This window comes from Marinobacterium aestuariivivens (genome assembly GCF_042661465.1).
GTDB classification, from domain to species: Bacteria; Pseudomonadota; Gammaproteobacteria; order Pseudomonadales; family Balneatricaceae; genus Marinobacterium_A; species Marinobacterium_A aestuariivivens.
Genome location: NZ_JBHSWE010000001.1, coordinates 4,793,415 through 4,813,396 on the forward strand (window position 1 = coordinate 4,793,415; position 19,982 = coordinate 4,813,396).

17 protein-coding genes and 2 pseudogenes are annotated in these 19,982 nt (G+C 64.3%); 14 read left to right on the forward strand and 5 right to left on the reverse strand.

The window, feature by feature from the left end; translation table 11 throughout:
* Positions 1-292 precede the first annotated feature (292 nt).
* Both groL and groES read right to left on the reverse strand, forming a co-directional pair.
* Positions 293-1,923, reverse strand: a pseudogene (gene groL / locus ACFQDL_RS25110) (chaperonin GroEL).
* Positions 1,920-2,234, reverse strand: coding sequence for a co-chaperone GroES (gene groES, locus ACFQDL_RS25115; RefSeq protein WP_379911399.1), 315 nt, complete (start codon positions 2,232-2,234; stop codon positions 1,920-1,922). The pseudogene groL and the gene groES overlap by 4 nt, the downstream one beginning before the upstream one ends.
* A gap of 266 nt (positions 2,235-2,500) precedes the next feature.
* Here groES and ACFQDL_RS25120 point away from each other — a divergent pair, with 266 nt between their 5' ends.
* The 4 genes from ACFQDL_RS25120 (at position 2,501) to ACFQDL_RS25135 (ending at position 6,146) form a co-directional block, all read left to right on the forward strand.
* Positions 2,501-3,097, forward strand: a complete 597-nt coding sequence (locus tag ACFQDL_RS25120) for a hypothetical protein (protein ID WP_379911400.1) — start codon at positions 2,501-2,503, stop codon at positions 3,095-3,097.
* 77 nt (positions 3,098-3,174) lie between these two features.
* Positions 3,175-4,986, forward strand: coding sequence for a hypothetical protein (locus ACFQDL_RS25125; RefSeq protein WP_379911401.1), 1,812 nt, complete (start codon positions 3,175-3,177; stop codon positions 4,984-4,986).
* A 102-nt stretch (positions 4,987-5,088) separates the two neighbouring features.
* Positions 5,089-5,826 (forward strand): AzlC family ABC transporter permease, encoded by a 738-nt coding sequence (locus tag ACFQDL_RS25130; protein ID WP_379911402.1) that lies wholly within the window; start codon positions 5,089-5,091, stop codon positions 5,824-5,826.
* Positions 5,823-6,146, forward strand: a complete 324-nt coding sequence (locus tag ACFQDL_RS25135) for an AzlD domain-containing protein (RefSeq protein ID WP_379911403.1) — start codon at positions 5,823-5,825, stop codon at positions 6,144-6,146. The genes ACFQDL_RS25130 and ACFQDL_RS25135 overlap by 4 nt, the downstream gene beginning before the upstream one ends.
* Positions 6,147-6,278: 132 nt before the next feature.
* Here ACFQDL_RS25135 and gcvA read toward each other — a convergent pair whose 3' ends face one another.
* Positions 6,279-7,202, reverse strand: a complete 924-nt coding sequence (gene gcvA / locus ACFQDL_RS25140) for a transcriptional regulator GcvA (RefSeq protein WP_379911404.1) — start codon at positions 7,200-7,202, stop codon at positions 6,279-6,281.
* Positions 7,203-7,361: 159 nt separating this feature from the next.
* Here gcvA and ACFQDL_RS25145 point away from each other — a divergent pair, with 159 nt between their 5' ends.
* The 6 genes and pseudogenes from ACFQDL_RS25145 (at position 7,362) to ACFQDL_RS25170 (ending at position 13,279) form a co-directional block, all read left to right on the forward strand.
* Positions 7,362-7,691: a DMT family transporter gene (locus tag ACFQDL_RS25145; protein ID WP_379911405.1), complete on the forward strand. Its 330-nt coding sequence runs from the start codon at positions 7,362-7,364 to the stop codon at positions 7,689-7,691.
* A gap of 226 nt (positions 7,692-7,917) precedes the next feature.
* Entirely contained in the window at positions 7,918-8,994 is a 1,077-nt protein-coding gene (locus ACFQDL_RS25150) for a TRAP transporter substrate-binding protein (RefSeq protein WP_379911406.1), read from the forward strand.
* A 92-nt stretch (positions 8,995-9,086) separates the two neighbouring features.
* Complete coding sequence (locus ACFQDL_RS25155) at positions 9,087-9,611, forward strand: TRAP transporter small permease subunit (protein ID WP_379911407.1); 525 nt, start codon at positions 9,087-9,089, stop codon at positions 9,609-9,611.
* 4 nt (positions 9,612-9,615) lie between these two features.
* Positions 9,616-10,901, forward strand: a pseudogene (locus tag ACFQDL_RS25160) (TRAP transporter large permease).
* 351 nt (positions 10,902-11,252) lie between these two features.
* The gene (locus ACFQDL_RS25165; protein WP_379911408.1) at positions 11,253-12,623 is read left to right on the forward strand and encodes a cache domain-containing protein; all 1,371 of its coding nucleotides are present in this window, start codon (positions 11,253-11,255) and stop codon (positions 12,621-12,623) included.
* Positions 12,620-13,279 carry a response regulator transcription factor gene (locus ACFQDL_RS25170; protein WP_379911409.1) on the forward strand — a complete coding sequence of 220 codons (660 nt, stop codon included), beginning with the start codon at positions 12,620-12,622 and terminating at the stop codon, positions 13,277-13,279. Before ACFQDL_RS25165 ends, ACFQDL_RS25170 begins: the two co-directional genes overlap by 4 nt.
* Positions 13,280-13,351: 72 nt before the next feature.
* Here the strand turns inward: ACFQDL_RS25170 and ACFQDL_RS25175 are convergent, their stop codons facing one another.
* Entirely contained in the window at positions 13,352-13,753 is a 402-nt protein-coding gene (locus ACFQDL_RS25175; protein ID WP_379911410.1) for a DoxX family protein, read from the reverse strand.
* A 267-nt stretch (positions 13,754-14,020) separates the two neighbouring features.
* On the opposite strand from ACFQDL_RS25175, the gene ACFQDL_RS25180 reads away from it, so the two are divergent.
* Positions 14,021-15,304, forward strand: a complete 1,284-nt coding sequence (locus tag ACFQDL_RS25180; protein WP_379911411.1) for a maltoporin — start codon at positions 14,021-14,023, stop codon at positions 15,302-15,304.
* A gap of 108 nt (positions 15,305-15,412) precedes the next feature.
* Positions 15,413-16,300 (forward strand): MalM family protein, encoded by an 888-nt coding sequence (locus ACFQDL_RS25185; protein ID WP_379911412.1) that lies wholly within the window; start codon positions 15,413-15,415, stop codon positions 16,298-16,300.
* 214 nt (positions 16,301-16,514) lie between these two features.
* Here the strand turns inward: ACFQDL_RS25185 and ACFQDL_RS25190 are convergent, their stop codons facing one another.
* Entirely contained in the window at positions 16,515-17,009 is a 495-nt protein-coding gene (locus ACFQDL_RS25190; protein WP_379911413.1) for a glutathione peroxidase, read from the reverse strand.
* A gap of 180 nt (positions 17,010-17,189) precedes the next feature.
* On the opposite strand from ACFQDL_RS25190, the gene malE reads away from it, so the two are divergent.
* Together malE and malF are read left to right on the forward strand one after the other, a co-directional pair.
* Positions 17,190-18,377, forward strand: a complete 1,188-nt coding sequence (gene malE / locus ACFQDL_RS25195; protein ID WP_379911414.1) for a maltose/maltodextrin ABC transporter substrate-binding protein MalE — start codon at positions 17,190-17,192, stop codon at positions 18,375-18,377.
* Between the two features lie 66 nt (positions 18,378-18,443).
* Positions 18,444-19,982, forward strand: coding sequence for a maltose ABC transporter permease MalF (gene malF / locus ACFQDL_RS25200; protein ID WP_379911415.1), 1,539 nt, complete (start codon positions 18,444-18,446; stop codon positions 19,980-19,982).

Below are 19,982 nucleotides of genomic sequence, written 5' to 3' on the forward strand. Positions count from 1 at the left end.
CCGGAAAAGGCTTTCAGCGCGCAGAGTGCAGCCGCAGGCCGGCTTCTCATGGGCGTGCTTTCTTTGCTTACTTTTCTTTTCACGCAAAAGAAAAGTAAGTCACCGTTAGGCAAAAATGGGTGCTGATTGAATGCAAATATCGAACGCTTGCCCGTGTGGCCAATCGGTGCGGTGCGGTGCGGTGCGCTTCGCTTACCGGCACCCTACACCCATTTCCCGCTAAAGCGCGATGAAACACAAAAAAGGGGCCGGCTTTCGCCTGGCCCCTCGCGGTTGCGACGCCAAGGCCCGATCAGCCCCAGTCGTCCATGCCGGCGGCTGCACCGGCTGCCGGCTTGTCGTCCGGCAGGTCGGCGACCATGGCTTCGGTGGTCAGCATCAGGCCGGCGATGGAGGCGGCGTTCTGCAGCGCCGAACGGGTCACCTTGGCCGGGTCGATGATGCCCATCTCGAGCATGTCGCCGTAGGCGTCGGTCTGGGCGTTGTAGCCGTAGTTGCCGGTCCCGCCGCGTACCGCGTTCAGCACCACGCTCGGCTCGCTGCCGGCGTTGGCGACGATTTGGCGCAGCGGCTCTTCCATCGCGCGCAGGGCGATGCGCACGCCGACGGCCTGGTCGCTGTTGGCGGTCTTGACACCCTCTTCGGCAAGGGTGGCGGCGGTGCGCACCAGGGCCACGCCGCCGCCGGCGACGATGCCTTCCTCGACGGCGGCGCGGGTGGCATGCAGGGCGTCATCGACGAGGTCCTTCTTCTCCTTCATCTCGACCTCGGTAGCGGCGCCGACCTTGATGACGGCGACACCGCCGGCCAGCTTGGCGACCCGCTCCTGCAGCTTCTCGCGGTCGTAGTCGGAGCTGGTGGTCTCGATCTGGGCGCGGATCTGCTCTACGCGGGCCTTGATCGCCTCCTTGCTGCCGGCGCCGTTGACCAGGGTGCAGTTGTCCTTGCCGATCACCACGCGCTGGGCGGTGCCCAGCTGCTCCAGGGTCACCTTGTCCAGCGACAGGCCGACCTCTTCGCTGATCAGGGTGCCGCCGGTCAGGACGGCGATATCCTCGAGCATCGCCTTGCGGCGGTCACCGAAGCCCGGCGCCTTGACGGCGGCGGCCTTGAGGATGCCGCGCAGGTTGTTGACCACCAGGGTCGCCAGGGCCTCGCCCTCGATGTCCTCGGCGACGATCAGCAGCGGCTTGCCGGCCTTGGCGACCGCCTCGAGGGCCGGCAGCAGGTCGCGGATGTTGCTGATCTTCTTGTCGAACAGCAGGATGTAGGGGCTGTCCAGCTCGACCTGCATCTTCTCCTGGTTGGTGACGAAGTAGGGCGACAGGTAGCCGCGGTCGAACTGCATGCCCTCGACGATGTCGAGTTCGTTCTCCAGCGACTTGCCCTCCTCGACGGTGATGACGCCGTCGCGGCCGACGACATCCATCGCACGGGCCAGGATGTCGCCGATATCCTCGTTCCAGTTGGCCGATACGGTCGCGACCTGGCCGATCGACTTGCTGTCGGCGCAGGGGTGGCCAGCGTGTGCAGCGCTTCGACCGCCGCCTTGACGGTGGCGTCGATGCCGCGCTTGAGGTCCATCGGGTTCATGCCGGCGGCGATCGCCTTGTGGCCTTCGCGGATCATCGCATGGGCCAGGACGGTGGCGGTGGTGGTGCCGTCACCGGCGATATCGGCGGTCTTGGAGGCGACCTCCTTGACCATCTGGGCGCCCATGTTCTCGAACTTGTCCTTGAGGGTGATCTCCTTGGCCACCGAGACGCCGTCCTTGGTGACACGCGGCGCGCCGAAGCTCTTCTCGAGCACGACGTTGCGGCCTTTCGGACCCAGGGTCACCTTGACCGCTTCGGCCAGGATGTCGACGCCGGCGAGCATGCGCTCGCGGGCCTGATTGGAAAACTTGACGGTCTTGGCGCTCATGCTGCTTTCTCCTCACTGTCTGCATTCTCGATCACGGCCAGGACATCGGACTCCCGCATCACCAGCAGGGTCTCGCCGTCCAGCTTCAGCTCGCTGCCGGAGTACTTGCCGAACAGCACCCGGTCGCCGGGCTTGACGGCCAGCGGACGAAGCTCGCCGTTGTCCAGCACGGTGCCGTCGCCGACGGCGATCACTTCGCCCTGGCTCGGCTTTTCCTTGGCGTTGTCGGGAATCAGAATGCCGCCCTTGCTGGTGGTCTCCGCCTCCAGCCTGCGCACCACAAGACGGTCGTGGAGAGGTCGAATGCTCATACCAGAAATTTCTCCGTAAGTTGTTGATAACATGACACAAACAAACGACTACGAACGCATCGGCTGCGCCCGTGAAATCCCATATAGGAGCGGCCCCGGGGCTTTTCAAGAGGGGATATGAAAATTTTTTTCCGGTTCCCGTTCGACGCCGTACGGCTGCATGCAGGTCGCTCCTGACCTAAGTGAAAAATTGCTCCTTGCATTTTTCACACACAGGCCATCCCTGGCCTAGATTTAAGAGGTGTATGTCAGAGAAGGAGCTGCCGATGCTGTCAGATCGTTCAAGCCATCAGCCCCTGTCCCGTGCCAGCCTCGCCGAGTACTTCCGCCAACAGCTCGAGCAGACCGCCGAGCGGCCGCCGCAGCAGGACACCTGCTGGTATCTCGGCAACCTGCTGGAGCGATTCAGCCGCAACGACGCCCTGTTCAGCTATCAGGACGGCGTACGCAGTATCCGTCCGCTGGCACTGCTCTACGGCGAAGCCCTCGAAGCCGGCGACGAGCGCCAGCGCTGCCTGATCCTGCGCCACCTGGGGGATCTGGCACTGTTTCTCGGTGCGCTTTTCCCCGAGCATTACGCACGTCGTGGCATACAGCGTGATTACTTCATCGGCATGGGCAGCGGCGCCTACGCGTACTTGGCCGACAACGCCCTGCACCAGCGGCCTATCTTCGCCGAGCTGGCCGAAGGGTTCGTCGAGATGCTCGACCTGGTCGCCCGCGCCTGCCGTCGCTGCCGACAGTACAGCGCCACCGAGATCATGGCGCTGTACCGGCGCTGGCTCGCCAGCGGCAATCCGGCCGAGGCGGCGCAACTGGCGCGTCTGGGCATCACGCTGGCGCGCAACGCCAACCGTCACTGAATCACGCCGCTGGCCCTTGCAAGGTCAGGGCTGGCGGTGTATACCGCCTGATCTGGACCTGTCTGAGGAGAGCGGCGATGCGCTGGCATGCCGTTGCGGCACTGATCTGTGGCGTTTTTCTGGTGCCGGCGCCTGTCGGGGCGGCCGAGCTCGCGCTGCCGGTGGCGGTCGATTACCGCATTCTCGAACGGGCGCTCGGCGAACAGCTGTTCACCGGTCCCGGAGGGTCGGTCGAGGTCCTGGCCGATGCGCGTCGCTGCAATACCCTGGTGCTGTCGAGCCCCAGGGTCGAAGGCGCTGCGGATGGCCGTATCCGGGTACTGGCCCAGGTCGATGCCCAGATCGGCACACCGGTGGGCGAGCTCTGCATGCTGCCCATCGGCTGGAGCGGCCTGCTCGAAACGCTGCAGACGCCCTATGTCGATACTGAGCGCTCGCAGGTCCATTTCCGCCTGCTCGACTCCAACATTCTGCGTCTCGATGACGAGGGCAAGGCGGTGCCCGGCATCCTCTGGGACTGGGTGAAACGCTGGGTTCATCCCCGCTTCGAGGCGGTCACCCTGGACCTGGCGCCTGCGGTCGACGGCATCGGCGAGCTGATGACCATGGCCGTCGCCGCACCCGAGGGCGGTGTCGCGTCCGAGCCGCTGGTCTGGCTCGAGGCCGTGACGCCGGCCGCCGATACACTTGAAGTGCTGCTCGGGCTGGTCGTCGCCGATCCGGCGCCGGACTGGCGGCCGGCGCGGGAGCGGCCTTTGACCGAGGAGGAGCTGGCGCACTGGGATGCCAACTGGCAGGCCTGGGACGGTTTCGCCACCTGGCTGATCAAGACCGTTGCCGCCGATGCCGAGCCGCAGCTGGCCCGGGCGCTGGCGGACATCCTGCTCGAGGCGCGCTACGACCTGCGGGACGCGCTGGCCGCGGACGATCGCAGCCGCGATCCGGTGCGGGACCTCTTCCTGCGTACCTGGGCGCGTTTGGCGCCGTTGCTCGAGGACAGCCGTCTGCAGGTGCCGGGCATCCAGGCGCTGCAGTTCGCGGCCTTCGTCAGTGCCGCGGATGCCCTCAGGACGCTCGACAGTGCCGCGCCCCACCTGGGCATGCGGCTGGACAGCCACAGCCTGCGCGCCCTGGCGCGGCTGCTGGTGCCGGGGGTGGGCGAGACGGAGCTCGACTACGGTACCGAGGTCGACCCGGCGCTGCGCAGGCTGCTGGGGCTGGATCCCGAGCTCAGCGGGGAGGAGGGCGACAGCCTCCCTTTTGCCTGGTTGATTCCGGCTGCCCATGCCGGGCCGATCAGCCCTGCACTGGTGAAACAACTGACGGCCTGGGTGCCGGCGCCGGCGGAGATTGACGCCTACCTCGAGGTCATGGACCGGCTGCTGGAGGCGGTTATCGACGCCGAAAAGCCGAAAGGCAAGGTTCCGGAGCGGTTCTTCGACATCTATGCCGACCTGCTGCGGGCCACCGCCTGGCAGGAGAGCTGCTGGCGCCAGTACGTCGAGCGTGACGGCCAGGTACGCACCCTGCTGTCGCCGGGCGGCGCCATTGGTCTGATGCAGATCAACCGGCATGTCTGGCGCGGTGTCTACGACATCGGCCGTCTGCAGGACGATGTCGGCTACAACGCCCGTGCCGGCAACGAGATCCTGGTGCACTACCTGGTGGACTTCGCGATCCGCAAGCGGGAGCACGAGATCACCGGCGACCCCCATAACCTCGCCCGTGCCACCTATGGCGTCTACAACGGCGGGCCGGCACACCTGAGGCGCTACCGCAAGGCGGGCACCTCGAAGACGCTGCAGGCGATCGATGCGGAGTTCTGGCGCAAATATCAGGCGATCGGCGCGGAGGGCGCCATGGCGGTGAAGCAGTGTTACGGCATTTGAATGGCCCGTCCATGGGTATCGGTGTCGCCTGTGTCCGCTTTGCCAAGGTGGCGTTTGACGTCGGCAATGCGATAATGCTGCCTTTCGACGGCAGGGTTTGATATGCAATTCAATTCGGGAAAGGAAGCCTTCTTCGGCGGTGCCCGCGCGCTGCTGCCGGCAGCGCCAGGCGTGATTCCGTTCGGTCTGGTGACCGGTGTCACTGCCATCGAACAGGGCCTGTCGCCCGGCACCACCATCGGCATGACGCTGCTGTTCTATGCCGGTTCCGCCCAGATGGCGGCGCTGCAGCTGCTGCGCAATGATGCCCTGCCGCTGATTATTCTGGTCACCGTGCTGGTGATCAATCTGCGTTTTCTGATGTACAGTGCCTCGCTGGCGCCGCATTTTCACCGCTTGCCGCGGCGCTGGAAGTGGCCGCTGTCCTACATGCTGTCCGATCAGGCCTATGTGCTGAGCATTCTGCGCTTTTCATCCGCGGACGGGGCGCGCCATGGACACTGCTTCTTTGCCGGCGCGGCGCTTGCGATGTGGCTCACCTGGCAGCTGTCGGTCATGGCCGGCGTCTTTCTCGGTGCCGGTATCCCGGCCAACTGGTCGCTGGATTTCGCCATTCCGCTGGTGTTTCTGGCTCTGCTTATACCGGCGATTCGCAACAGCGCAAGTCTCGCGGCGGCCTGCGTCGGTGGGCTGGTTGCGGTACTGGCGGTCGGTATGCCTTACAATCTCGGCTTTCTACTGGCCGCCGTGTGCGGTATCGGCACGGGCCTGGTCGTGGAACGCCTGCGCCCGGAAAAGGCGGCTGCGGCCGCGTCGACTGAAGGGGTGGACGGCCAATGAGCGAGCTGTCGCTGTGGTTGCTTTTCCTGGCCGTCGGATGCGTGACCTTCGCTCTCCGGCTGTCCTTTATCCAGTTCTACGGCCGGCTCAGGGTGCCGTCTGGCCTGCAGCGGGCCTTGCACTACGTTCCGTCCAGCGTGCTGGCGGCGCTGGTGTTGCCGGCGGTGATCTATGGGGGCGCCGCAGCGCCGTATTCGCTGGAGAATCCGCGGATCTGGGCCGCACTCGTGGCCGCCCTCGTGGCCTGGAAAAGCCGCAATATCCTCTTCACCCTGGTGGCCGGGATGGGAACCCTCTGGACGCTGCAGTATCTGGCCTGAGTGTGGTTCGGTGCGCCCGTTTTCGTGGTGCGAAGCAAAAATAGTCAGGCTGGAAATCTGTTTGTCATCCAGGTGAATGAAAACCGGCAGAGAAACGGGAAGCTCGGTATTCTGTCGTGGTGAAACTTGGATTTATTCCGACTGTAGGGTGTTCCGACATTCGATCTTTACCCAGTCGCAGAATCTTTGTGCGTTCGGTGACAGGCGGTCGGTATCCGGCGTTATCAGATAATAACCGCGTCGGGTCCGCAACGATGCCGCGATCGGGCGGACCAGCAGACCGCTGGCCAGGAGGTCGTCGAGCAGGTGGCGCCAGCCGAGCGCGACACCCTGGCCGGCTATCGCGGCCTGGATCAGCAGCGGGTAGTTGTTGATCTGCAGGTCCTGGCGCTGGCCTGTCAGCCGGATTCCCTGGCTGGCGAGCCAGTTGCGCCAGTCCATCCAGTCCCAGTGCTCGTCTTCATGATGCAGCAGGGTGGTCTGCAGCAGGTCCGCGGGCTCCTTCAGCCACGGGAAACGGGCGAGGTACGCCGGGCTGCAGACCGGAAACACCTCCTCGTCGAGCAGGTAGTCCCTACGGTAGCGGGGCCAGCCGCCTTCGTCGCCATACTGGATGGCGATATCGACACCGTCCTCGAGCCGGTCGGTGTTGTCATCGGAGGCAATGACGCGGATGTCGATCCCGGGATGGGCTTCACGGAAGCGGGGCAGGCGCGGCATCAGCCAGAAGGCAGCGATCGACAGGTCGGCGGCGATCGAGAGGGGCGAGTGCGGCTTTGCATGTCGCAGGTCCCCCGCAGCGGTGGCCAGCAGCTCCAGCGCGGTAGCGACGGTATGTTGAAACTTCCTGCCCTCGGCTGTGAGGCGCACCGCACGGTGGGAGCGCGTGAAGAGCGCCAGGCCGAGATTCTCCTCGAGCTGCCGGATCTGGCGGCTGATCGCGGCCTGGGTCAGGTGCAGTTCCTCGGCCGCGCGGGTGAAGCTGAGGTGGCGTGCGGCCGCCTCGAAGGCGATCAGCGAGGACATCGGCGGCAGCTGTGGCTTCAGCGGATACATAATGAATACTTATCCATAAGACTCAATATTAATCGTTTGAGTGCCTGAATAGTTAACTTTATCTTATGCATGCTTGGCAAGGTCGGGCGGGGCGCCGGCCTGTCGCCGGTTAATGCCCGAGCTCCACCCAAGCGGACAGATGCGAGGAGAGCGAAAACCATGACGACCGCCTGGATCTATCTATTCTGCGCCATCGGCCTCGAGGTGGCCGGCACTCTGTCGATGAAACTGTCGGACGGCTTCACGCGGCCGTTGCCGTCGCTGCTGCTGTTCGTGTTCTACGGCCTGTCGTTCTCGCTGCTGACGCTGTCGCTGAAACGGATCGACGTTTCGATCGCCTACGCGATCTGGGCCGGCATGGGCACGGTGCTGATCACCTCGGCCGGTATCCTCTGGTTCGACGAGGCGCTGAGTACGCTGAAAGCGCTGTCCGTGGTGCTGGTGGTGATCGGCGTGATCGGGCTGAACCTCGAATCGGCCGGGCATTGAGCCCGTTACGGACTACGTAGTTCTACCGAGTGCCTCTGCGCGGTAACCCGGATCGGGTCCCGGCATCACTGGTCATTATTCCGAATAGCGGTCCCTGGCCGCAATTGTCACTATTTCGCAACGGTTCCTATCGGGCCGGACAGGGGCGCCGCCACAGGGCGGTGCCACTTCATGCGTATCGGAGGCTTCCCGATCGGGAGCAGCCGGACAAAAGGTGACAATAACAATGTTCAAGCTTTCGATAGCCCGCACACTGGTGGCGGCAACCGCCTGCGTCGCGGCACTGTTCAATCCCGCCCAGGCCGACGACAAGGTCTACCGTTTGAAAATGGCCGAAACCTGGCAGACCAACTTCCCGATCTTCGGCGATGCGCCGCGCAACATGGCGGCGATGGCCGAGAAGATGTCGAACGGCCGCCTGCAGATCAGCATCGACTCGGCCAACAAGCACAAGGCGCCGCTGGGCATCTTCGACATGGTGCGGGCCGGCCAGTACGACATGGGTCATTCGGCGTCCTACTACTGGAAGGGCAAGGTGCCGAACACCCAGTATTTCACCACCATGCCGTTCGGCATGACGACGCCGGAGCAGTACGGCTGGTTCTACCAGGGCGAGGGCATGAAGCTGATGCAGGCGGTCTACGAGCCGTTCAACCTGCTGTCGTTCCCGGGCGGCAATACCGGCAACCAGATGGGCGGCTGGTTCCAGAAGGAGATCAAGTCGCTGGAGGACATCCAGGGCCTGAAGATGCGCATCCCGGGCTTCGCCGGCGAGGTGATGGCGAAGATCGGCGCCAACCCGACCAATATCGCGCCGGGCGAGCTCTATACCGCGCTGGAGCGACGCACCATCGATGCGCTGGAGTGGGTCGGTCCCGGCCTCGATCTGCGCATGGGCTTTCACAAGATCGCCCCCTACTACTACACCGGCTGGCACGAACCGGCGACCGAGCTGCAGTTCCTGATCAACAAGCGCAGCTGGGAACGCCTGCCGGAGGATCTGCAGGAGATCCTGCGCGTGGCGATGCGCACTGCCGCCTACGACATGTACATCCAGAACTACGACGCCTCCGCGACCGGATGGGCGCAGATGAAAGAGGCGTTCCCCGATATCCAGATCAAGACCTTCCCGGCCGACGTCATCGAGGCGATGAAGCAGGCCAATGACGAACTGCTCGCCGAGGCCGCCGCCGCCGATCCGCTGGCCCGCGAGATCATCGCCTCCCAGCGTAGCTACCAGGAAAGGGCGCGCGTCTGGACCGACATCTCCGACAAGGCCTACCTCAACAGCCTTTCCGACTGATGCCGCCTTCCGGGCGCCCTGATGGCGTCCGGACCGGACTCCCGCCGCTGCGGCGCCTGTCGCAGCGGCTCCAGACAAGCCGAGGATTCACCATGCTGCTGTTACGGCTGGAGCGGGCGGTCAATCGTTTCTCCGATCTGCTGGGCAAGATCGCCGCCGTGCTTTTCGTACTGATGCTGTTCAATGTCTTTATCGACGTTGTCAGCCGTTATGTCTTCAACGACGTCTCCATCGCCCTGCAGGAACTGGAATGGCACCTGTTCGCCACCATGTTCCTGCTGGCGATCCCCTATACGCTGCGCGCCGGGGGCCATGTCCGGGTCGACCTGGTCTACGACCGGCTGGCGCCGGCGGCCCGCGCCTGGATCGATCTGTTCGGCTGCCTCTTTCTGCTGCTGCCGTTCTGTCTGCTGGTGGCCTGGTACGGCATCGGCTTCTCGCACGAGGCCTATCTGCTCGGCGAAACCTCGGGCGATCCCGGCGGCCTGCCGTATCGCTGGCTGATCAAGGCCGCGATTCCGCTGGCGCTGTTCGCCACGGCCGTCAGCGGCATCGGCCTGCTGCTCAAATCCGTCAATTGCCTGCGCGCACAGTCCGTCGCCGATCGGCAGAGGTAAACCGATGATCGGAATAGTGATGTTTTTCGTCGCCCTGGGCATGCTGCTGATTGGCTTCCCGGTGGCCTTCATCTTTGGCGGGGTCGCGCTCTGGTTCGGCGTCTATGCCGACGGGCCCTCGATGTTCGCCTTCATGCCGTTCCGCATCCAGAGCATCATGGAGAGCACCACCCTGATGGCGGTGCCGTTGTTCATCTTCATGGGGCTGGTGCTGCAGAAGACCCGTCTGGCCGAGCAGCTGCTCGAGGCCATGGGCACGCTGTTCGGCGGCGTGCGCGGCGGACTGGCGATCTCGACGGTACTGGTCGGGGCGCTGCTGGCGGCCTCGACCGGCGTGGTCGGCGCCTCGGTCGTCGCGATGGGACTGATTTCGCTGCCGGTGATGCTCAAGTACCGTTACGACAAGGCACTGGCCTGCGGCACCATCTGCGCCTCCGGCACTCTCGGTCAGATCATCCCGCCGTCGATCATCCTGATCATTCTCGGCGATGTGCTGGGAATACCGGTCGGCGATCTGTTTCAGGCCGCGCTCGGTCCGGGCCTGGTCCTGATCGGCGCCTATATCCTCTATATCCTGGTCTACAGTTGGCTGAAACCGGCTTCGGCGCCGTCGCTGCCGCAGGACGCCTCGGTGAGCCGTGCAGCCTATTACGGCATTGCCCTGAAAGCCATCATCCCGCCGCTGGCGCTGATACTGGTGGTGCTCGGCTCGATCTTCGCCGGTATCGCCACGCCGACCGAATCGTCGGCGCTGGGCGGCGTCGGGGCCCTGGTGCTGGCGCTGCTGTACCGACAGTTCAGCTGGAAGATGGTCTATGAGGCGTCGCTGGAAACGGTCAAGGTCACCGCCATGGTGTTCGCGATCCTGCTCGGCGCCACGGCCTTCTCGATGGCGTTCAGCTATACCGGCGGTGACTACATCGTCGAGGAGGTGCTGACCGGGCTGCCGGGTGGCCAGATCGGCTTCCTGGTGTTGTCGATGATCGCGGTGCTGGTGCTGGGCTTTTTCATCGATTTCGTCGAGATCAGCTTCATCATCGTGCCGATCCTGGCGCCGGTGGCCGATGCACTGGGCATCGCGCCGATCTGGTTCGCCATCCTGATCGCGATGAACCTGCAGACCAGCTTCCTGACGCCGCCGTTCGGCTTCGCGCTCTTCTACCTCAAGGGGTGTCGCCGCCGGATATCCGCACCACCGACATCTACCGCGGGGTGGTGCCCTTCATCCTGCTGCAGCTGTTGGTGCTGATCTCGATCCTGGTGTTCCCGGGACTCTACGGTCTGGCCTGAGGCCCGCCGGCCCCTGATACGGGTCCGCGCGCTTTGCTGGTAATATTACATCCGCTGCGACCCAAGAAGGATTAGGCTCTTCGAAGAGGAGGGAAACCAGGCTGCAAATTCGTAGGATGGGTGAAACGACGCGGAGGAACGGAATATCCGATCCCGCCGCCGCCAGGGCGTCGTGTAACCCATCTTGAGGGGAAGTCAGCATTGCGGAAGCTGAAGTCATTGATGGGTTGCGCCGCACTACCTGCATTGCCTACCGAAAGCGGAGTACCATTGCGGCTCCACCCATCCTACGAATGATGCCTTCGTCCCGCTAAAGCGCGATGAACCAATAATCAGAGGGTACCACTGTCGATGTCGCTGAAGGCGAAACTGCTGTTGCTGGCGATCCTGCCGCTGATTCTGGTGACCGCTCTGGTGACGATGGTGAGCCTGCAGCAGGCTCACCGGCTGTCGGAGCAGGAGATCCGGATCTTCGAGGAAAACCTGCTGGGCTCCAAGAGACGCGAGCTGCAGCACTATGTCAGCCTGGCGCTGACCTCGATCGACCATATCGTCGCGAATGCCGACGCCCACGACGAAGCGGCCAAGGCGGAGGTCAAGCGGATTCTCAGTGACCTGACCTTCGGCGACGACGGCTATTTCTTCGTCTACGACCAGCAGGGTCAGGTGCTGGTGCACCCGATCCTGACCGAGCTGGTGGGGCGGAATCTGCTCCGGATGCGGGACGAACGCGGCGATCCGGTGATCCGTACGCTGCTGCAGCGGGCCCGGGAGGGCGGCGGTTTCCATCGCTACCTGTGGCAGAAACCCTCGCGCGGCGAGTCCGAAGAGAAGCTCAGTTACGTGGTGCTGCTGCCGAAATGGAACTGGATGCTTGGCACCGGCCTCTACATCGACGATATCGCCAAGGAGGTCACGGAGATCCGCCGCGAGGTCAACCGCAACATCCGCAATACCTTTTTCACCGTGCTGCTGATCGTCTCGGCGGCGGTGGCGCTGATCGTGATGATCGCCATCGCACTGAATCTGCACGAAAGCCGCCTGGCCAACGCGAGGCTGCGCTCGCTCGCGCACAAGTCGATTCAGCTGCAGGTGAGCCAGCGCCGCGGTTTCGCCCGCGAGCTGCACGATGGCATCAACCAGTTGATGGTATCGGTGAAATACCGTATCGAAGTGGCGCTGAACAAGCTGCAGAAGGGGGACCACGACGTGGCTGCCGACCTCTGCCAGGGCATGGCGGTGTTGAACGATGCCATTCGGGAAGTGCGCCGGGTGTCCCACGACCTGCGTCCCAGCATTCTCGACGACCTGGGGCTGGAGCCGGCGTTGCGCAACCTGCTGGAGGAGTTCCGCGAGCGCACCGGCATCCTCGTCGACCTGCAGCTGAAGCTGCCCGGCGCCCGGCTGACCGACGATATCGAGATCACCCTCTACCGGGTGGTGCAGGAAGCCCTGACCAATATTCAGAAGCATGCCGATGCCAGCCGGCTGCAGGTGCGCTGCCGCTACCAGGGCGGCCTGCTCCGGCTGCAGCTGCAAGACAACGGCTGCGGTTTCGATCCGAAGAACCTGAAAAAGCAGGCCGGCATCGGTCTGCGCAACATGCGCGACAGGCTCGAGTTGCTGGGTGGCGAGTTCGAACTCGACTCCGCTCCCGGCGAAGGTACCCGGATCCGGGTCGCGCTGCCCGGCGGGGGCGACAGCAGAGGAGAGCAGGGGTGACAGACAAAAAGCCGATTCGGGTGTTGCTGGCCGACGACCATCCGCTGGTACTCGAGGGCATCTCGGCCCGGTTGCAGGGCGAACCGCACCTCGAGGTCGTGGGGACCGCCTGCAATGGCCGCGAAGCGCTGGAGCAGGCGGAGCGGTTGCAGCCGGACGTCGCGCTGATGGACGTATCGATGCCGGTGATGAACGGGCTCGAGGCGACGCAAGCGTTCCGGACCCGTTTTCCGTCGATCAGGGTGCTGATTCTCAGCATGCACGACAACCGGGAGTACATTCTGCAGCTGATCCGCTCCGGCGCTTCAGGCTATATCCTCAAGGACGTGTCGTCGGACGAGCTGATTCGGGCCATCGAGACGGTTCACCAGGGTGGCACCTATTTCAGCGCGGGAGCGTCGCAGTCGCTGTTCGCCCGGGAGGAGGCCCTGGTGGCGGCGCCGGATACGCCGGACGAAACGCCGCTGACGCCGCGGGAGGAAACGGTGCTGCGGCTGCTGGCCGAGGGCGGCAGCAACAAGGACATCGCCCGCCGTCTCGGCATCTCGGTGCGCACCGTCGAAAGCCACCGGCAGAACATCAAGACCAAACTCGATATCCAGACCGCCGCGGGCCTGACCCGCTATGCCATCGAACACGGGCTGGCCGAACTCTAGCCCTCAGCGCCCGCGCAGCATTCGCGACCGGCTGGAGCTGAAAGTGCTGGCGGTACGCAGCGCCCTGGGCCGTCAGCGTCCTCCGAACAGCCGGTCGAGGCTGACCGGGCCGCCACCGGCGGCGGCGAGGTAGAGAAACACGAAACTGTAGAGCGCTGCCAGCTCGCCGCGGTTCAGCATCGGCCAGAAGCCCTGGGGCGCGTGGACCATGAAATAGGCGACCGCCATCATCCCCGACAGGATGAAGGCGACCGGACGGGTGAAGAGCCCGAGCAGCAGCAGGGCGCCGCCGAACAGTTCCAGCACCCCGGCCAGGCCCATCAGCGAAAACAGCTCGACCGGGTTGTTGGGCGGCGCCGGGATCCCCAGCAGCTTCTGGCCGCCATGCTGCATGAACAGAAAGGCGGCGACGATCCGCATCAGGCTGAGCAGCGGCGGGGCGCAACGGGCGCAAAAACTGTTGAGGCTGGTCATCTCGAAATCTCCCTGGTCGAGGCTGTATCAACAACAGCATAGATGAGTTCCGCTGGATCGCACCGGTCCGCCCGCGTCGAACCATCCTCCCGTTCACTCATCCCCCTTGATCCTCCCCGGCTACGCCGTCAGAAAAGGCCCCCGGGAGGATGCGGTCAATGAGGACCAGCCGCATGCTATCTCCCAACCGGAGGCGTTCCGGTCGAGCCGGCCGCGGGGTCGCCGACCCTGGCGTCCGGTAGTCGATAACAACAACAGGACAGAGAGATGGCACCTGACTCACGCATGCTGAAACCAACTTCGCTTTTGTTCGCGGCCATGGCCGCCGCCCTCGCCTCGACGCCCAGCCTCGCAGTCGATTTTCACGGTTATGTCCGTTCCGGCATCGGTGCCACCGCAGGCGGTGGCGATCAGGCCTGTTTCCAGGCCGCCGGGGCATCGGCGAAATACCGCCTCGGCAACGAGTGCGAAACCTACGCCGAAGTGGGTCTCGGCGCCGAGCTTTACAACCAGGACGAGCGCTCCTTCTATCTCGACACCATGATCGCCTACAAGTCGAACCAGGCCAACGACTGGGAGGCGGCGCTGGGTGACAGCGCCAGCGACGGCAACCCCTTCGACAACTCGGTGGCCTCGGTGCGCCAGTTCAACGTCCAGGCGAAGAACATGCTCGAGGCGCTGCCGGGTGCCACTCTCTGGGCCGGCAAGCGCTACTACAAGCGTCATGATGTCCATATCAACGACTACTACTACTGGGACGTGTCGGGGCCGGGAGCCGGCATCGAAGATATCGATCTGGGCTTCGGCAAGCTGGCACTGGCCTGGATCCGCAACACCGACGGCAGCTGGGTCTATGACGGCGCCGGCACCGGTACCAACGTCGCCAACGATACGCTGGATATCCGCCTGGGCGACCTCAGGGTCAATCCGGACGGTGCCCTGGAAGTCGGCTTCGATTACGGCAGCGCGAACCTCAGCGACAGCCAGCAGGACGACCCGGGCTTCGACGACCAGAAGGGCTATCTGGTGACCCTCGAACACACCCAGGGCAACTGGTTCGGCGGTTTCAACAAGCTGGCGTTGCAGTATGCGTCCGACGGCATGATCGGTACCGGCCACAACAACAGCGCCGCCGGCGACGGCGACATGTTCCGCCTGGTCGACCAGGGCGTGGTGCAGGTCAGCGACAGCGTCGAGATGATGTATGTCGGCATCTACGAGGACAAGGACCTGGATGCCGGCAACGGCCAGACCTGGACCTCGTTCGGCCTGCGGCCGGTATACAAGTGGAACGAGGTGATGAGCACGGCGCTGGAACTCGGCTACGACAGGGTCGAGCCCCAGGGCGACGGCGAAGACGCGGACCTGACCAAGATCACCCTGGCACAGCAATGGTCGGCCGGTCGCAGTTTCTGGGCCCGGCCGCAGCTGCGCGCCTTCGTCACCTACGCCCAGTGGGACGGCGATGTTTACAACGCCGCCAGCGAATCGATCGAGATGGGCGACGACGATGGCCTGACCTTCGGTGTCCAGGTCGAGGCCTGGTGGTAAAAACGGGCAACCGGCGCCGCTGCGGCGGGTAGCGACGCCACCCCCGACGATGATTCTTCCCCCGGCGTCGCCCGATACCGGGGGCTTTTTGCCATTTGGAGGTGTTCGATGATTGAGGTCAAATCCCTCAAGGGGCTGCTGCTGATACTCGGCCTCGCCGTGGCGGCACCGGTACTGGCCACTCCCTGCTGCAAATCCCTGGATGCGCTGCCCTACCGGGACCTGCCGGCCGGCAGCACACTGGAGGTCCGCATCGACGACCAGGCGCCGCGTTTTGATTTTGCCGAAGGGGAGAGTCCCTTCCTGGCTTTCCGGCTGCCGGAAACCGGACAGCGCCTCGAGGTGTCGCTGAAAAGCCTGGCCAACGGGGACCTGCTGCAGCCCAGCCTGATGTTGCTGGACGAAGAGTTCCGGCCGACCCGGGCCTTCGGCAGCGAGGCGTTCCGCTATCAGCCGGCACGGGGCTTCGTGTCGGATGCGCTGGCCGGTCGCATCGAAATCCAGAGCCGCTACCGCGGGGCGCCCGACAACGAGCGCTACCTGATCGTCTACAGCACGCCGGAGCAGCGCGCGGGCAGTACCCGTCTGGTGCACCCGGCCAAGACCTTCGCCCTGGCCCAAGGCAACGAGCCGCCCAACATCGCCGACCCGGTGATGCCCCATGGCGAAACCGGCACCCTGCAGCTCAGGGCGAGCACGAACGGCGGTTTCGCCCTTGGCCGCCGCCTGCTGCAGCCTTTGCTCGGCGACGTGGATACGAGCCACGGCCAAGGGCAGCAGCGCGCACCGGAAGGGGTGCGCATCGCGCGCCAGGAGGCGTCCGCAGAAGCGGCGCTGCCCCAGACCGAAGCCTACTATCTCGCCGCCATCGACCGGGCGCTGGCGCAGGACGATCTGGACCTGGCGCTGCAGCTGGCCGAGGAGGCACGGCGCGTCGGTGCCGGCAATGCCCGGCGTCATCTGCTGCAGCAGTTGCAGCTGCGGACAGCTCAGTAGCGCGTGATTGTATGCCTTTTTATACTGCCGGACGCCTCAGAACTTCCCACAGCCAGCCGGTGGAATTCGGGCCTTCGGCACTCATTCCCCCTACGTATTGGACGCCTCAGAACTTCCCAGAGGTTGATTGGCGGTAGGGTGGCAATGAGCGGAGCGAATTCCACCATCCGGGGCGCCGTCCATGGCGGCCATTCCAGCGTAGGCCCGCCCCGGATCAAGGGCTGCATTGCTCCAGCTGCGCGGCGATCTCGGCGTCGATCTGTTCCGGCGTGGTCTTCGGCGCGAAGCGTTTGACGACCGTGCCGTCCCGGCCGACCAGGAACTTGGTGAAATTCCACTTGATCGCCTCGCTGCCGAGCAGCCCCGGCGCCTGATGCTTGAGCCAGGCGTAGAGCGGCTCGGCATCCCGCCCGTTGACCTCGATCTTGCTGAACAGCGCAAAGCCGACGCCGTAATTGCGCTCGCAGAAGGCGCCGATCTGCGCCTCGTCCCCCGGTTCCTGGTGGCCGAACTGGTTGCAGGGGAAGCCCAGGATCTCGAATCCGCGCTCGCGGTACTTGTCATACAGCGCCTGCAGACCCCGGTACTGGGGCGTGAAGCCGCATTCGCTGGCGACATTGACGATCAGCAGCACCTTGCCGCGGTAGCGGGCCAGATCCACCGCCTGGCCGTCGAGGTCCCGGACCTGGAAATCATGGACTGTTGTCATGCCGAAACACCCTCCTGTCAGTTCCCTCAGTGTATCAGTGTCCGTCTACGCCCGCCGTCTACGCCTTGGATCCTCCTCCGTGGGGAGGATGTTCCGCTGGCCTCGTCACGGCAGCATAGACGACGGTAGCGGGCTCCGCTTCAGGGGCCGGAACAATAACAATCCGAAGGTACACGCAGGATGAAGATCAAGAAGCTTATTGCCTCCCTGACACTGGCCGTCACCGCCGCCGGCCTCTCTGCCGGCGTCCAGGCCGCCATCGAAGAGGGCAAGCTGGTCGTCTGGATCAATGGCGACAAGGGTTACAAGGGACTTGCCGAGGTCGGCAAGCGCTTTACCGAGGAGACAGGCATTCCGGTCGAGGTGTCCCATCCGGACAGCGTCACCGACAAGTTCCAGCAGGCCGCGGCCACCGGTAACGGCCCGGACATCTTTATCTGGCCGCACGACCGTTTCGGCGAGTGGGCCGCCAGCGGCCTCATCGTGCCGATCGAACCGAGCGACGCCATCGAGGCTGGGATCGTTGACTTCGCCTGGGACGCGGTCAGGGTCAAAGGCAAATACTACGGTTATCCGATCGCGGTCGAGGCGATCGGCCTGATCTACAACAGGGCGCTGGTGACCGAGCCGCCGAAGACCTTCGCCGAAGTCGCAGCGCTGGACAAGACGCTTGAGGCGAAAGGGAAGAAGGCGATCCTCTGGGACTACAACACCACCTATTTCAGCTGGCCACTGTTCGCCGCCGAAGGCGGCTATCCGTTCCGCAAGACCGAGGGCGGCTACGACGTCGGCGATACCGGGGTCAACAATCCGGGCAGCCTGCGCGCCGCCGGCCTGCTGAAGCAGCTGATCGACGACGGCGTGATGCCCAGCGGGGCGGACTACGGTGCCATGGAGTCGGCCTTCAACAAGGGCGAGGTCGCGATGATGATCAACGGCCCCTGGTCCTGGGCGAACCTGAAGAAAAGCGGTATCGATTTCGGCGTCACGGCGATTCCGGCGGTCGGCGAAGAGCCCGGCAAACCGTTGACCGGGGTGCTGGCCGCGACCCTGAACGCCGCCAGCCCGAACCGGGATCTGGCGGTCGAGTTTCTCGAAGGTTACCTGCTGCAGCCCGAGGGGCTGAAGACCGTCAATGCCGACGTCCCGCTCGGTGCCGTCGCCAATCGCGCACTGATGTCCGAACTGTCGAAGGATCCGAATATCTACGCCACCTTCCAGAACGCCGCCATGGGCGAGCCGATGCCCAACGTGCCGGAAATGGGCGCCTTCTGGTCCGCGATGGAGCCGGCGTTGAAGAACATCACCTCGGGTCGCCAGTCCGTCAAGGAAGCCCTGGATGGCGCTGCCAAGCGCATTCTCAACTAACGCCGCCGCCGGGGCCGTGCCGATATTCCGGCGCGGCTCCGGCGCCGTCACTTTCAGGGTCAGTTCATGTCCAGTTACGTACTCAAAAGCTTTGCCGTCGGCAACGGCTTTCCCACTCTCAAAATCGGTTTCAAGCTGGTGGCCGGGCTGTCGCTGGCGCTGTTCGGCCTCTACCTGGTGGTGGCGCTCTATGCCCAGCAGCAGATCGCCTTCGCGCTGCTCGTGCTGCTGGTGCTGAGCTCCGCCGGTTACGTCTATCTCAGCCGTCGTACCTATGCCCACCGCTACGCCTATCCGGCCGTCGCCGGCATGGGTGTCTTCGTGATCTTTCCGCTGCTGTACACCGTGAGCATCGGTTTCACCAATTACAGCGCCAGCAACCTGCTGGACCTGGAGCGGGTGCAGGCCTATCACCTGTCGCAAACCTACCAGAGCGACGCCGGGCGCTTCCCGTTCCGGTTGCATGCCGAAGGCGACCGCTATCGTCTCAGGCTCGATACGCCGGACGGCCAGCTGTCGACCGAGCCGTTCATCCCGGACGGCGACAAGCTGTTGACGCTTGCGCCCGAGTCGCAGGTCGAAGCGGCGGATGCGCTGACGATGCGCGATGTCATCAAGCTGCGCGGTGCGCTGTCGGATCTGAGGCTGCAACTGCCGGACGGTGACGAACTGCGTCTGAGCGGCCTGCGCGAGTTCGCCGCCCGCAAACCGGTCTATTCGCTGCAGGAAGACGGCAGCCTGGTCGACAACCGCAGCGGTGAGCGTCTGACGATCAACTACGACGAAGGTTTCTATCAGCGCGCGGACGGCGAACGGGTGCCGCCGGGGTTCGTCGTCGGCATCGGCTGGGACAACTACCTGAAGGTGGTGACGGATCCCAGCATCCGCGGGCCTTTCCTCGAAATTTTCGTCTGGACGCTGGTGTTCGCCGGTGGCACCGTCGCCTTCACGCTGGCGGTGGGGCTGGTACTGGCGAGCCTGCTGCAGTGGGACCTGATTCGCGGCAAGGCGCTGTACCGCACGCTGCTGATCCTGCCCTATGCGGTGCCGGCCTTCATCTCTATCCTGGTGTTCAAGGGACTGTTCAATCAGAACTTGGGCGAGATCAACCTGGTGCTGCAAAACCTGTTCGGCATCAGTCCCGACTGGTTCAGCGATCCCGCCATGGCGCGAACCATGATACTGGTGGTCAATACCTGGCTCGGCTATCCCTACATGATGCTGCTGTGCACCGGGTTGCTGCAGTCGATTCCGCAGGACCTCTACGAGGCCTCGGCGATGGACGGCGCGCGCCCCCTCGACAATCTGTTAAGGATCACGCTGCCGCTGATCATCAAGCCGCTCACGCCGCTGCTGATCGCCAGTTTCGCGTTCAACTTCAACAACTTCGTCCTGATCACGCTGCTCACTGGCGGCTCGCCGGACATCATCGGCGCGAGCACGCCCGCCGGCACCACCGACCTGCTGGTCAGCTACACCTACCGCATCGCCTTCCAGGACTCGGGACAGAACTTCGGCCTGGCCGCGGCGATCGCGACGATGATCTTCCTGCTGGTCGGCGGCCTGTCGCTGCTGAAGATGCGCCTGGGCAAAATGGAGATCTGA

Bases quoted from the DNA above. Each gene is read 5' to 3' on its own strand.
- groES (WP_379911399.1), bottom strand. From the start codon at position 2,234: ATGAGCATTCGACCTCTCCACGACCGTCTTGTGGTGCGCAGGCTGGAG.
- ACFQDL_RS25120 (WP_379911400.1), top strand. From the start codon at position 2,501: ATGCTGTCAGATCGTTCAAGCCATCAGCCCCTGTCCCGTGCCAGCCTC.
- ACFQDL_RS25125 (WP_379911401.1), top strand. From the start codon at position 3,175: ATGCGCTGGCATGCCGTTGCGGCACTGATCTGTGGCGTTTTTCTGGTG.
- ACFQDL_RS25130 (WP_379911402.1), top strand. From the start codon at position 5,089: ATGCAATTCAATTCGGGAAAGGAAGCCTTCTTCGGCGGTGCCCGCGCG.
- ACFQDL_RS25135 (WP_379911403.1), top strand. From the start codon at position 5,823: ATGAGCGAGCTGTCGCTGTGGTTGCTTTTCCTGGCCGTCGGATGCGTG.
- gcvA (WP_379911404.1), bottom strand. From the start codon at position 7,202: ATGTATCCGCTGAAGCCACAGCTGCCGCCGATGTCCTCGCTGATCGCC.
- ACFQDL_RS25145 (WP_379911405.1), top strand. From the start codon at position 7,362: ATGACGACCGCCTGGATCTATCTATTCTGCGCCATCGGCCTCGAGGTG.
- ACFQDL_RS25150 (WP_379911406.1), top strand. From the start codon at position 7,918: ATGTTCAAGCTTTCGATAGCCCGCACACTGGTGGCGGCAACCGCCTGC.
- ACFQDL_RS25155 (WP_379911407.1), top strand. From the start codon at position 9,087: ATGCTGCTGTTACGGCTGGAGCGGGCGGTCAATCGTTTCTCCGATCTG.
- ACFQDL_RS25165 (WP_379911408.1), top strand. From the start codon at position 11,253: ATGTCGCTGAAGGCGAAACTGCTGTTGCTGGCGATCCTGCCGCTGATT.
- ACFQDL_RS25175 (WP_379911410.1), bottom strand. From the start codon at position 13,753: ATGACCAGCCTCAACAGTTTTTGCGCCCGTTGCGCCCCGCCGCTGCTC.
- ACFQDL_RS25180 (WP_379911411.1), top strand. From the start codon at position 14,021: ATGGCACCTGACTCACGCATGCTGAAACCAACTTCGCTTTTGTTCGCG.
- ACFQDL_RS25185 (WP_379911412.1), top strand. From the start codon at position 15,413: ATGATTGAGGTCAAATCCCTCAAGGGGCTGCTGCTGATACTCGGCCTC.
- ACFQDL_RS25190 (WP_379911413.1), bottom strand. From the start codon at position 17,009: ATGACAACAGTCCATGATTTCCAGGTCCGGGACCTCGACGGCCAGGCG.
- malE (WP_379911414.1), top strand. From the start codon at position 17,190: ATGAAGATCAAGAAGCTTATTGCCTCCCTGACACTGGCCGTCACCGCC.
- malF (WP_379911415.1), top strand. From the start codon at position 18,444: ATGTCCAGTTACGTACTCAAAAGCTTTGCCGTCGGCAACGGCTTTCCC.